This window comes from uncultured Thiodictyon sp., from assembly GCA_903837595.1.
Lineage (GTDB): Bacteria > Pseudomonadota > Gammaproteobacteria > Chromatiales > Chromatiaceae > Thiodictyon.
In genome coordinates, this window is record CAILVI010000093.1 from 1 (window position 1) to 14026 (window position 14026).

5 protein-coding genes and 1 pseudogene are annotated in these 14026 nt (G+C 66.9%); 5 read left to right on the plus strand and 1 reads right to left on the minus strand.

Annotation, left to right across the window (positions count from 1 at the left end):
- The coding region (locus QZY44_RS04975) for a type IV pilus twitching motility protein PilT (RefSeq protein ID WP_295443077.1) at window positions 1–1015 on the minus strand (1015 nt) is incomplete at its 3' end.
- A gap of 209 nt (window positions 1016–1224) precedes the next feature.
- Here QZY44_RS04975 and QZY44_RS04980 point away from each other — a divergent pair.
- The 5 genes and pseudogenes from QZY44_RS04980 (at window position 1225) to QZY44_RS05000 (ending at window position 13804) form a co-directional block, all read left to right on the plus strand.
- Entirely contained in the window at window positions 1225–2070 is an 846-nt protein-coding gene (locus QZY44_RS04980) for a CBS domain-containing protein (RefSeq protein ID WP_295443081.1), read from the plus strand.
- A 144-nt stretch (window positions 2071–2214) separates the two neighbouring features.
- Entirely contained in the window at window positions 2215–5220 is a 3006-nt protein-coding gene (locus QZY44_RS04985; protein WP_295443084.1) for an EAL domain-containing protein, read from the plus strand.
- A gap of 105 nt (window positions 5221–5325) precedes the next feature.
- Window positions 5326–9546: a hypothetical protein gene (locus QZY44_RS04990; RefSeq protein ID WP_295443087.1), complete on the plus strand. Its 4221-nt coding sequence runs from the start codon at window positions 5326–5328 to the stop codon at window positions 9544–9546.
- A 1122-nt stretch (window positions 9547–10668) separates the two neighbouring features.
- Window positions 10669–12662, plus strand: a pseudogene (locus QZY44_RS04995) (site-specific DNA-methyltransferase).
- Window positions 12663–13243: 581 nt separating this feature from the next.
- Window positions 13244–13804, plus strand: coding sequence for a hypothetical protein (locus tag QZY44_RS05000; RefSeq protein WP_295443090.1), 561 nt, complete (start codon window positions 13244–13246; stop codon window positions 13802–13804).
- Window positions 13805–14026 lie beyond the last annotated feature (222 nt).

Below are 14026 nucleotides of genomic sequence, written 5' to 3' on the forward strand. Positions count from 1 at the left end.
GGGCCTTGCTGCGGGCATCCGCGCGGGTGATCAGGCCCTTGTTCACCAGTTCTCTAAGGTTCTGATCCAGCGTCTGCATGCCATGGGCCTGACCGGTCTGGATGGAGGAGTACATCTGCGCGATCTTCGCCTCACGGATCAGGTTGCGGATCGCGGGGGTACCGATCATGATCTCGTGGGCGGCGATGCGGCCACCGCCAACCTTCTTAAGCAAAGTCTGGGCCACCACCGCGCGCAGGGACTCAGAGAGCATAGAGCGGATCATTTCCTTCTCAGCAGCAGGGAAGACATCGATGATACGGTCGACGGTCTTCGCCGCAGAGGTCGTGTGCAGGGTACCGAAGACCAGATGACCGGTCTCGGCGGCCGTCATGGCGAGCCGGATGGTCTCCAGATCACGCATCTCACCCACCATGATGATGTCCGGGTCCTCGCGCAGCGCTGAGCGCAGGGCCTCGCTGAAGCCCAGGGTGTCCTTATGCACCTCACGCTGATTGATCAAACACCGTTTGCTGTTATGCACGAACTCGATCGGGTCCTCGATCGTCAGGATGTGCCCATACTCAGTGTCATTTAAATGGTCCACCATCGCCGCCAGGGTTGTGGACTTGCCGGAGCCGGTGGGCCCGGTAACCAGTACCATGCCGCGCGGAACATTGATGAGATCCTTAAAGATCGCCGGGGCCTTCAGGTCCTCCAGGCTCAGCACCTTGGACGGGATGGTACGGAACACCGCCGACGCACCCCGTTTTTGGTTGAAGGCGTTGACGCGAAAGCGCGCCACGCCGGGGATCTCGAACGAAAAGTCGGTTTCCAGGAACTCCTCGTAGTCTTTGCGCTGCTTGTCGTTCATGATGTCGTAGACAAGCGAGTGTACGGTGCGGTGCTCCAGGGCGGGAACATTGATGCGACGCATGTCCCCGTCCACCCGGATCATCGGCGGCAGTCCGGCGGACAGGTGCAGGTCGGAGGCTTTGTTCTTGACGCTGAAGGCAAGTAGTTCTGCAATGTCCAAGGCTAACTCCGGTTCGATCCGCGGCCCACGGGCACAGGTGGCGCGCCGTTCGGCGCGCCCGCCGTGGTCCAATCTGTTAAGCATAACCCGAAATCGCTGAGCATCGCTGGCGAGTGCGCGCCGCTCGCTTGACGGACCTGCCGACCGCGGCTATCTTGGACTGGTAAGCTGGCGCTCTAGAATGAAAATAGATTTGGGAGTACATCAACGTGATAGCTTCTGCGCAGGAGTTCGGTGCGGCGGTCCCCCCGCTCATGCCGCCGCTGCCCCCCCCCGCCGATCCGGCGGACTCGCGCATGACCTTGGCCGACATCATGACGGCCCAGGTCGCCACCGTCCCCGCGGACTATTCGGTCCACTGGGCACTGACCCTGATGCGCGGGCAACGGATCAGCGCGCTAGTGGTGGTGGACGCCGACCGCCCGGTGGGCATCTTCACCGAGCGCAACGCGGTGCGCTTCGCCTCCTACCATCGGGATGCCGAGGTGGTGCCGGTCAGCGAGGCCATGCGCAGCCCCCCCATCACCGCCCCAATCGACATGGGCGTTCACGAGGCCTTTCAACTGGTCAACCGCCATGGTGTGCGTCACCTCATCGTCACCGACCAGGCGGGCCGGTTGGCCGGAATCATCAGCGAGGCCGATTTCATCAGCCACCTTGCGACGGCCGACCTCCTGGCTGCCAAGGATGTGGGCGCGGTCATGACCAACGGGGCGGTCGGCCTGCCTGAGGACGCGCTGATCCGGGACGCGGTGCGGCTCATGGCCGACCAGCACTTGGGCTGCGTGGTGGTGGAACGACACGACCACCCGGTGGGCATGCTCACGGAACGCGATCTGGTGCGACTCGGTGACGAGGGGATCGATTTCGTCACGACCACACTGAGCAGGGTCATGAGCCACCCGGTGCACACGGTCTCCGCCGCCGAGTCGCTACCCACCGCGATCAGGCGCATGGAAGAGGCGCAGACCCGCCGACTGGTGGTGGTCGACGACAGCGGCGCGACTGCGGGTATCGTCACCCGCCACGACATCGTCAAGGTGTTGCGCAACTAAACTGGAGTGCCCACCAGCGCCCGGACCGCAGACACCGGGTGCCGACTTGCATCGGTCGGAGCGCCGGTCGCGCACCGCCGATGAGGGGGCGCGCGACCACGACGGGCAATCGGCTCCGGGCCTTTTCTCTCCTCAAGGATTCTGATGCGCGTCCTACACGTCGAAGATAATCCTACCGACGCGGACATGACCCGACGCGCCCTCGCCCGCTTGACCCCGGGACTGGCGCTGGACTCTGTCGGTACGCTGGCGGCCGCCTGGGAGCGCTTGGCCCCTGACCGGCCCAACCGCCCAACCTATGACCTCGCACTGCTGGATTTGCGGCTCCCTGACGGCAACGGACTGGAGCTCCTGGTGCGCATCCGCGAGCATCGGTTGCCCCTGGCGGTGGTGATGCTCACCGGAGGCGGCGACCAGGAATCGGCCGTCGCGGCCCTCAAGGCCGGGGCCGATGATTACCTGAGCAAGGGTGCAACGGCCCTGGAACACCTCCCGGCCATCATCCACGGGGCGCACCAGCGTTTTCTGGAGGCCAGCTCCCGCCAATCGCGCACCCTGCGAGTGCTCTACGCCGAATGCAGCGGCGTCGACGCGCAGCGCACGCAGTCTCATCTGACCCGTCACGCCCCACACATTCGACTCACCGTGGTCCAGGACGCCGCGGCGGTGCTGCAGCTCCTGCCCGCGGGTCCGGACCGGCCTGCGGCCTTCGATGTAGTGCTGCTGGACTATCGGCAACCCGAACTGGACGCACTGGCCGTGGCCAAGGTGTTGCGCCAGGAGCGTAATCTCAGTATCCCCATCGTCCTGATCTCCGGACACGGGAGCGAAGACCTGGCGGCGGGCGCCATGCATCTGGGCGTGGACGACTATCTGAGCAAACACGAGGGTTATCTCCACGCCCTGCCGGCTACCCTGGAAAAGGTCCAGCACTTAGCCGAGCTAACGTATGAGCGGGCCCAGTTGCGCCAAGCCGCCCTCTTGCGCGAGGCGCGGCTGGCCGTGCTCGACCGCCTGACGGGCAGTGAGCCGCTGACGGCGATCCTCACACAGATCGCGACCAGCCTGGAGTCCATCCGCCCGGAACTGCGAGTCTCCATCCTGGTGCGCGACCCCCGCACCGGACGGCTCGCGACCGGCGCGGCGCCGCGCCTGCCCGAGTCCTTCAACGGCACCGTAGATTCGCTCGCTGGCGTGGTGGCATTCGACGCGGACGCCGCCGCCCCGCGCGCGGCGGGGGGCGCGGCGGAGTCGGTCTGCCACCGCTGGAGTACCGCCCTGCGCGAACTGGCCGAGCGCGCCGGACTGCACGCTGGCGGCTGCCTCCCTTTCAAGGACGACGGCGGGCAGTTCCTGGGGGTCGTCGCGCTCTTCAGTGAGGCCGGCGCCCCCCGCGACTCCGGGGTCGTGGAGTTGACCGAGGAGTTCGCCCGCCTGACCGGGCTCGCGGTTGTGCGCGCGCGCGCCGACGCGGCACGCCGCCAGGCGGCGACGGTCTTCGCCAGCACCCGCGAGGGCGTCGTGATCACCGACCTCACCGCCCGCATCCTCGCCGTCAATCGCGCCTTCACCGAGATCACCGGCTACAGCGAGGCACAGCTGCTGGGTGAGAATCCCCGGATGCTCCAATCCGGCCGCCACGACCTGGGCTTCTACCAGGCCATGTGGGCAAGCGTGCATGCCACCGGCCACTGGCAAGGCGAACTCTGGAACCGCCGCCAAAACGGTGAGACCTATCCCCAACTGCTGAGCATCAGCACGGTATCTGACGAGCAGGGCCACCCCAGTCACTATGTCGGGGTCAGCGCGGACTTGAGCCAACTCAAACGCTTCGAGGAACGCCTCGAGCACCTGGCCCACTTCGACCCACTCACCGATCTGCCCAACCGGCTGCTCGTGCAGTCGCGGCTGGAGCATGCCATCGAGCGGGCGCGCCGGCAGGGTCGGTGCATCGCGGTCCTGTCCATGGATCTCGATCGTTTCAAGACCCTTAACGATAGTCTGGGCCACCCGGCAGGCGATGAGTTGCTCGCCGCCCTGGCGCGGCGCCTGCGCGGCGGTCTGCGCCCGGACGAGACCCTGGCCCGTCTGGGCGGCGACGAATTTCTGATCATCCTGGAGGACCTGCCCCACCCCGAACAGGCGGCCACGGTCGCCCAGCAGATCCGCGGCCTGCTGGAGCGGCCATTCATACTGGCGAGCGGACAGGAGGTCTATGTGGGCGCGAGCATCGGCATCAGCCTCTTCCCCGCGGACGCCGATGGAGTGACCGCGCTCATCCAGCACGCGGATGTGGCCATGTTCAAGGCGAAGGACGAGGGCCGCAACACCTTCCAGTTCTACACCCCCGCCCTGACCGCGGCGGCGGGTGAGCGGCTCGACCTGGAGGCGAGCCTGTGGCGGGCGCTGGCGAACGGCGATTTCAGGCTCTATTACCAGCCCCAATTCGCGGTACGCGGCGGGGCGCCGACGGGTGTCGAGGCCTTGGTGCGCTGGCGCGACCCGCTGCGCGGATTGATCCCGCCGGACCGCTTCATCCCAGTCGCTGAAGAGACCGGCCTGATCGTCCCCCTGGGCGACTGGGTGTTGCGCACCGCCTGCGCCCAGGCGCGTGCCTGGAATGCGGCCGGCCGGCCGCCGCTCACCATGGCGGTCAACCTGTCCGGCCGCCAATTTCAGCAACCGGGTCTGGCCGGGCGTATCCGCGCGATACTTGCCGAGACGGATCTGCCGCCCGCTCAGCTGCGGCTGGAACTGACCGAGAGCACCGTCATGGGTCGCGGCGAGGAGGCGCGGGACCTGTTGCAGTCGCTCAAAGCGTTAGGCATCAGGCTATCCATTGATGACTTCGGTACCGGGTACTCGTCGCTCGCCTATCTCAAGCGTTTTCCGGTGGACGAACTGAAGATCGACCGCAGCTTCGTGCACGATATCCCAGCCGATCCCAACGACATGGAAATCGCCGCGGCCATCATCGCCATGGCCCACAACCTGCGCCTCGAGGTCGTGGCCGAAGGTGTCGAGACCCAGGCCCAACTGGACTTCCTGGATCGCCAGGGATGCGACAGCTTCCAGGGCTTTCTGCTCAGCCGCCCGGTCGAGGCCGACGCCTGCGCCGCGGTGCTGTGGGGCGGGGGCGGAGCGGCCTGAGCATAAACGGACAATTTCCAGCTGGCGGTGAGAATCTCGAACTCGAGTCGCGGCGCTTGGCCACGCGCTACACTATGGACACCGCAGCCCACGGTGAACCCGATCATGCGCCCGCGCCTCTCCTCCCTCTTCATCCTGTGTGCCTTGCTCGCCGGCCCGGTCGCCGTAGCCACGCCCGCCATCCCCCCGGAGCTGTCGTCATGGGTGCCCTGGGTGCTGCATCCGCAGGACGAGCGCTCCTGCCCGGTGCGGGCCGGGTCCGCGGACGACCAGACCCGCCTCTGCGCCTGGCCGGGCCGACTGGCACTGGATCTCACCCCGCGGGGAGGAACCTTCACCCAGCATTGGGAGCTCGCCGCCGCGACCTGGGCGGGGCTACCGGGTGACCCCGAACACTGGCCACAGGAGGTGCGCGACGCCGACGCACCAGTCCCGGTGGTGCTGCATGACGGGGCGCCGGCGGTGAAATTGGCCGCCGGCGCGCACCGCTTGACCGGGCGTTTTCAGTGGTCAAGTACCCCCGATGGGTTGACCCTGCCGGCGCAGACCGGGCTGCTGACACTGTTGCTGGACGGCGCCGCGGTACCCTTTCCGCGCCTGGACCGGGGCGGACGCCTGTGGCTCGGCGACCCGGCCGCGACCAACGCGCTGGAGGGCGACCGCCTCGCCCTCCAAGTGTACCGCCGGATCGACGACGACCTGCCGCTCCAGGTGACGACCCGGCTGGAGCTGGACGTGGCCGGGGGCGCACGCCAGGTCCTGATCGGCCCGATGCTGCTGCCGGGGACCACCGGGTTGCGCCTTGAAAGCCCCCTGCCCGCCCGGCTGGACGCCGACGGGGCGCTGCGCGTGCAGGTGCGCCCCGGCCACTGGGTGCTCAGCGTGGGCGCCCAGGTCGGTGGGGCCGTCGGCGCCCTGAAGCGCACCGACGCGCCCGCACCCTGGCCGGCGCAGGAGGTCTGGTCCTTCGCCGCCCGCCCCGACCTGCGCCAGGTCGAACTGAGCGGACCGGCGACGGTGGACCCGCGCCAGGCGGGCGTCCCGGCGGAGTGGGTCGCGCTGCCCGCCTATCGGCTGTCATCCGGGGAGACGCTGACCCTGAGTGAACGGCGCCGCGGCAACCCGGACCCGGGCCCGGATCGTCTCACCCTGGAGCGTGACCTGTGGCTCGATCTGGACGGCGACACCTTCAGCGTCCGCGACCGCATCACCGGCCAGCTCACCCGCAGTTGGCGACTCACCGCCATGGCGCCCCTGAGCCTGGGACGGGTCCAGGTCGATGGCGAGCCGCGCCTCATCACCCGCCTGCACGAGGCCGACCCACCCGGCGTGGAGGTGCGTCGTGGCCGGCTCGACTTGGTGGCCGACAGTCGCATCGAAGGGGAGCCGCACGACAACCCCCGGCCCATCCCCGCCGCCGGTTGGGGGCTCAAGTTCGACAGCAGCCGCGCACACCTGTATCTGCCCCCGGGCTGGGACCTGCTGGCGGCGGCGGGAACCGACAATCGACCCGACAGTTGGCTCGGGCGCTGGACCCTGCTCGACCTCTTTCTGGTGCTGATCCTGGCCTTCGGGGTCGGGCGGCTGTGGGGCGCACCCTGGGGCCTGCTCGCGGGGGCTGCCCTGCTGCTGACCTGGCAGGTCCCGGCGGCCCCGCGACTGGTGTGGGTCAACCTGCTGGTCGCCGCCGCGCTGCTGCGGCTGGTGCCGGAACAACCCCTCGCCCTAGTATGGGTACGCGCGCTGCTGCGGTGGTATCGGCACCTGGCGCTGCTCACGCTGGTCCTGATCGGGCTGCCGTTCGTGGCGGGGCAGGTCCGCACCGGGCTCTACCCCCATTTGGAGCGCCCCGAGGTCGGCCTGGGGACCAATACCACGACGCTCAGTCAGCCGGCGCATCCGGCGCCGGCACTCAGCCAGGCCCAGGCCCAGCGCCAGTTCGAGGCCCCACCCGGCGGTGAACCCATGCCGGAGACCGCGACGAGCGACGACTCGGCACCTGGCGCGGCGCGGGCGCGCAAGTCGTTTGCGCGACCGGCCGCCCCGCCGCTACCGGCCAGCGTCGCGTCGGAGCGGCCGGACCCGGACGCCGTGTTGCAGAGCGGAGCGGGGCTTCCTGACTGGCAATGGAACCGCTTCGAGCTGAGTTGGAGCGGCTCGGTCGACCCCACCGAGGGCGCCCGACTGTGGTTGCTGAGCCCCCGCTGGAACCTGCTGTGGTCGCTGCTGGGCGCTCTGCTCACGGTCATCCTGGGGCTGCGGATGGCGGACCTGATCGGCCGACCCCGGCCGCCGGGCGAGGCACCGCCCGCGTCGGAACCGGTCGACCAACCGGCGGCAGCATCCACCCTGCACCGGCCCGGCCCGCTGGGCCTGTTGCTGGCTGCCGCGCTGGGCGCCGCCGGTCTGCTCGGCCCCAGTCCAGCCCCAACCCAGGCCGGGGAGCTACCCAGCGCCGAGCTGCTGGATGAACTGCGCACGCGCCTCCTCGCACCGCCGGACTGCCTGCCGGACTGCGTCGACCTGGCCAGTGTGTCCTTGACGGCGCAGCCGCAGGCGTTGCGCCTGGTCCTGACCCTGGACGCCGCCGCCGCGGTGGCCGCGGCCTTGCCCGGTACCCCCGGCGGCTGGATGCCGACCGAACTCGACCTGGACGGCGGCCCCCTGGACGAACTGCGCCGCGATCCTAACGACTGGTTGCTGATCCCGCTGCCCGCCGGGCGCCACCGCCTGACACTGGCCGGCCCCCTGCCGAACCGTACCCAGGTGGACATCCCCTTCCCGCTGCGCCCACGTCAGCTCCAGGCCAGCCTGGATGGCTGGACACTGGAAGGGCTGGACGCGGCCGGCCTGCCGGGCCCCCAAATCCGCCTGGTGCGCGTCGCGACCGGTGAAGCGGTAGGTAGTATCCCGCTGAGCCAAGGCGCCCTGCCCGCCCTCTTGCGCATCGAGCGGGAGCTGCGGATCGGGCTCGACTGGCGCCTCGCGACGCGGGTCCTGCGCCTGTCCCCGGCGGAATTCGCGGTATCGGCGGCGGTGCCGCTGCTGCCGCGCGAGTCGGTGCAGACCCCGGGGCTGCGCGTCCAAGAGGGACGGGTACTGATCAACCTGGCCCCCGGCGAGACCGAGTCGGCCTGGGCCTCGACGCTGGAGCCCACACCGACCCTGCAACTGACGGCGGCGGCCGACCCACAGCTCACCGAATCCTGGTCACTGGCCGTGAGCCCGCGCTGGCACCTGGACTGGGCCGGCCCGGCGCCCATTGCCCAGGTCACGCCCGCCGACCGTTGGCAGCCCACCTGGCGCCCCCTGCCGGGTGAGACCCTGGCCCTGACCCTGACCCGACCTGCGGCGGAGCCGGGCCAGACCCTGACCATCGACCAGGTGGCCGTGCGGATCACCCTGGGACGCCGGGCGAGCGACGCCGAACTGCGCCTGGCCTTACGCGGCAGCCAGGGGGGACTGCATCCCGTCCGTCTGCCGGCGGGGGCCGAGGCCACGCGCCTGCAGGTCGACGGGCAGGACCTGCCGCTGCCCAAGGCCGGGGCGGTGCTGGAAATCCCGCTCGCGCCGAGACCCCAGTCGGTCCTGATCCAGTGGCGGGCACCCGCGGTGACCGGTTGGCGGATCAGCCCCGCACTACCGGACCTGGGTAGTCCGGCGGTCAATCTGACCCTGGTACTGAAGCTGCCGCAAGAGCGCTGGGTACTCTTCACGGGCGGCCCGCGGATCGGCCCGGTGGTCCTCTTCTGGGACGTGCTGCTGGTCCTGGCCGGGCTCGCCCTGGCACTGGGGCGGTTGCGTCTGACGCCGCTGAAGGCCCACGACTGGCTGTTGCTCGGCATCGGCCTGAGCCTTTCGGAGATCTGGGTGCTGGTGCTGGTGACCGGCTGGCTGCTGGCGCTCGGTGGCCGCCATCGCCTCGACGCCGCGACCCCCAGGCGCCGCTATAACCTGATCCAGGTGACCTTGGTGGTATTGACCCTGGCCGCCGGCGTCGGTCTGGTGGGCGCCGTCTCCCAGGGCCTGCTGGGGGCACCGGCCATGCAGATCATGGGCAATGGCTCCGGTGACGGGCTGCTCAACTGGTACCAGGACCGCACCGCCGGCCCCCTCCCCCCGATCTGGGTGATCACGGCGCCGATGTGGGTCTACCGCGCACTCATGCTCGCCTGGGCACTGTGGCTGGCGCTGCGCCTCTTGCACTGGCTGAACTGGGGCTGGGACGGCTTTTCCCGGCCGGTCCTGTGGCGGCCCGGGCCGCCACGGCGCCCGCGCGCGCCAGCGGAGGCACACTTGTCGGGCAGTCCGCCGGAAACGTCCTGAAATCGCGTTCCTCCGCAAATATCAGGCAAGATACGCCCCCGCTTTTCCCTATAGGACACCCCGGTGAGCCAAGCCCACGGAATTCCCACCTTGCCAACGCGCCGAACCCAGGCGGAGACCCGCTTTGTCGGCCTGATGGCGGAACTGTTCCAACTCGACGAGGCGCAGTCGCTCGACTTCGGCCTCTATCGGGTCATCCGCCGCCACAATCGCGAGGTGCGGGCCTTTCTCGGCGAGTTCGCTCCCGGGCCGGACGGCCCCACCCTCTGTGGCGGGCATCTGTCTGAACTGCTGGACCAGGCCTTTGCGACCGCCGAACACGAGGCCGAGGCCCAGACCGCGGACCGGCTCCAGGGGCTGGGACAAGATCTGGGGCTGATACCCGGCATGACCGCGGTCCAGCGCGAGGCCGCCCTTGACCAGATGGCCCTGATCCCGGCGGTCAAGGCCAAGGTGAGTGAATATCGCGAACTGGCGCAGGCGCACGCGGCCCAACGCAGCGGCGAGACCGATCACGCCGAGGTGTTGAACCGGCTCTATCAGTTCTTCTCCCGCCATTATCAGGAGGGCGATTTCATCGTGGAGCGCCGTTACGGCAAGGGCGGCGCCCGCTATCTGCGCTCCACCGGTGAGGACACCGAATTCCATTGGGCCACGGAGGCCATGTATTACGTCAAGTCCGGCGACAGCTTCAGCGACTTCCCGCTGCGCCTTGGCAACGGGCGACGCCTCTGCTTCACGGTGGAGCCATCCGGGTTGCAGGCCACCCGCGCGGCACTCAAACCCAGCGACAAGGCGCACTATGAACTGACCGCCGTCACGGTACAGGATGGCGTGATCCGCGTCGGGCTCGACTATCGCAAGGGCGCCCAGAGCGAGAAGCACAAGGAGGAGATCGTCGCGGCCATCCTCAAGGCCGGCGCCGGCGGCGGGGTCACCACCAGTACCGAGATCCGCCGCTGGCTCAACCGGTTCATCGCTCGCAACCAGAGCGACTTTTTCATCCATAAGCGCCTGGGCGAGGCCTTGGCCGACGACCTGGACATCTTCATCAAGACCGAGGTCCTGGACCTGGATCAATTGCTGACCGATGGCGCCACCGCCAGCCTGCCGCGCCGGGCCATGAAGGTCGCACGGATCGTCCGCACGGTCGGCGGCCAGATCATCGCCTTTCTTGCCACCCTGGAGAATTTTCAGAAAGCACTCTGGGAGAAGAAAAAACTGGTATTGGAGACGCGCTATATCATCACCCTGGACCGGCTGGAGCGTCATGCACCGGACTGGCTCGCGGGGCAGATCGATGCCATCGTCGCGGCCCAGGCCGCGGAGTGGCGCGCACTCGGGCTCGGCGACTATCCGGACGCGGATGCCTGTCGGCGCACCATCCCGGGCGACCTGCTGACCGCGACCACCACCCGCTATCTGCCCCTGCCGGTCGATACCGGCCATTTTCCTGAGGACTTCAAGTGGTCGTTACTGGAAGCGGTGACCGCCGCGATCCCCCTGGATCAGGCGGTGGATGGTGTCGCCATTCATTCCGACAACTGGCAGGCCTTGAATCTACTCCGGGACAAATACCGGGAGCGGGTCAAGTGCATCTATATCGATCCCCCGTATAATACCGGTGGGGATGGTTTTCCCTACAAGGATGCCTATCAACACGCCAGTTGGATGACGATGATCGACAACCGATTGGAGGCCAGCCAGTCATTGATGTCAGCAGACGCTGCCCTATTTGTTTCTCTGGATGATCGAGAACATTCCGCCTTTCGGCAACTCGGAAACCGCAACCTGGGGGGGGGAATTTCGTTGCGAACGTTATCTGGCAAAAGAATTACTCCCCGAAGAATACAGCCCGCCATTTTTCTGAAGATCATGACCATATTTTTGTCTACGCTCGCGATGCCGGGCATTGGTCCCCATATCTATTGCCCCGCACCGAGGCTATGGAAGCGCGCTATAGCAATCCTGACGTTGATGCACGTGGGGACTGGAAGCCGGGGGATCTTTCGGCCCGTAATCCATATAGCGAAGGTATTTATTCGATTAACTGCCCCTCCGGCAGAATTATTTCAGGCCCACCACCGGGGACATACTGGAGAGTATCAAAACTAAAGTTCGATGAACTTGATCGTGACAAAAGAATTTGGTGGGGTTTGGATGGGAATAATGCCCCTGCCATTAAGAGGTTTTTATCTGAAGTCAAGCAAGGAAGCATACCAAAGACCATCTGGCCATATACCCAGGTCGGTCACACTCAAGATGCAAAGAAAGAATTATTGGCTTATACCAACCTATCAGCTGATGAATCCGTATTCAACACCCCGAAGCCTACCGGGCTAATCCGACAAATGCTGCGGCTTGCAACGGACACGGAAGCCGACGACCAGTGGGTCGTTGACTATTTCGCGGGCTCCGGGACCACCGGTCATGCCGTCATTGGCCAGAATCACGAGGACAAGGCTGGACGCCGTTTCCTGCTGGTCGAATGCAATCAATATTTTGAGACATTGCTGATCCCCCGACTAAAGCGAGCATCCGTTGCACCTGACTTGAAAAAGATCGAGTCCCGCGAGGGACCTGGGCTTTTCCTGCGTGTTCAACGGCTGGAACAATATGACGACTGCCTGGAGAGTCTGGACACCGAACCGGACGCGGGCGATAGTGCCGACCTCCCCTTCGACGACCCGGCACTCGCACTGCGCTACCGCCTGGATCGCGCCACGCGGCGCCTGTATTGCTCGGTGAAGCGCTTCGGCTCGCCGCTCGGCTACCAGTTGCGGCGTGCGGACGGCGGCGGCGAGGCCAGGCCCTGCGCGGTTGACCTCATGGAAAGCCTGGTCTATCTCTTGGGCCTGGACATTGAGCGGCTGTATCGCGAACCCTTGGGCGTGGTCCTGTTAGGCCGCAACCGGCGCGGGCAGACGGCGGGCATCTTCTTCCGCGAGTGTGACGACCCGGGGTCGCCCGACTGGGTAGCCGCCAAACTGGTACAGCACCCGGCGGATCGGGTCTACACCAATGACCCGGCCACCCTCGGCTTCGCGGGTGGCGAGCGACTGGAGGCGATCGAGGCCATTTTCGCCTTGCAATTTGCGAAAATGGACTATGCTTAGTCTGACGCAGCCACCCAAGGGGCCAAGAAGGACTTTGCGAGTGCTGGTCGGTGAAATTGGCGAAGCCCTTCGGGCGGCCCGCGGTATCGCGCCGGGTGGCTAATCAACCCGAGAGGGCGTCCGCGAAGACTCCCCGGCTGGCTGCGGAGTGCTGCCGGGCGGGAGCGGAGTCTCGCCGGACTCCCGCGGAGTCTCACCGGGAGTCCGCGGACGGCTGACGGGATACTGAAAAAATAATATAAATCAATAGATTATGAGGTACCGATAGATTGCGAAGCCGCCGGGAGTCCGGCGGCCGTCCGCGGGAGTCAATCGAGGGTCCGCGGGAGCCCATCGCGGGTCCACGGGAGCCCATCGCAGGTCCACGGGAGTCCATCGCGGGTCCACGGGAATCCATTGAGGGTCCACGGGAGTCTATCGAGAGTCCAGGAATGACCACGCGAGAGTCCGCGCACGCTCGCCGATACTTGACGGGAGGCGATCGGGCATTCAGCCGCAGTCACTTAGAGGAGGTAACCAACATGTCTGGCTCAGATTTCGTCCCCTCTGGGGATCATAATGTACTGGTTTGGGGAGAAAGGTTGCATGGCAAACTGACCGCCGATCCGGCTGGCCATGGCGTGAGTGTCGAGAAGATCGCCGCCCTGGGGGCGCTGAATGCGGATTTTCGTGCCCGCAGCGCCGCCGTCGCCGATATCACCGCGACCGCCAAGCGGGTCACCGCCGACAAGGATCAGACCGAGGATGCCTTGATTGCCTTAGGCCGCGAAATTGCACGGACGATCAAGGCGCGCCCGGGATATACCGAGGGCGAGGGAAAGGAGCTCGGGATCGTCGGCCATCAGGCGCGCTTCGACCCCGCCACGGCCAAACCCAGTCTGAGCGGCACCGACCGGACTGGTGAGAAGTTGGAGCTACGCTTCGTCAAGGGCCCGACCGCCGGTGTGAATGTCTACTGCCAGCGCGAAGGGGAAAACGGCTGGGTCCCGGTCGGCCGCGCCAACCATTCGCCCTTCATTGACACCCGCCCCCTACTCCAGCCCGGCAAGGCCGAATTGCGGCGCTACACAGCAATTTATGTGATTCATGATCAGGAGATCGGGCAATTCAGCGATACCCTCGAGATTACTTGCGCGCCCTAAGGCGCCGGGGCGCTATGCCCCCGCCCCTGAGGCCGATGACTTGTGTCATGCTGCGGTATCAGGGGCGGTGCGCCGGGGACCTTCATCATGGCATTCGTCGCGGCCGGGGGGCCGCTCCTACGCCGCCGGCCTCGATCGTCGTTCCGGCCACAGGAGGTCGAGGCTTTAGCCGGTCCGGCGTGCAGGCATCACTGATTTTTTTTGGATATGTCGGGAGCCGCC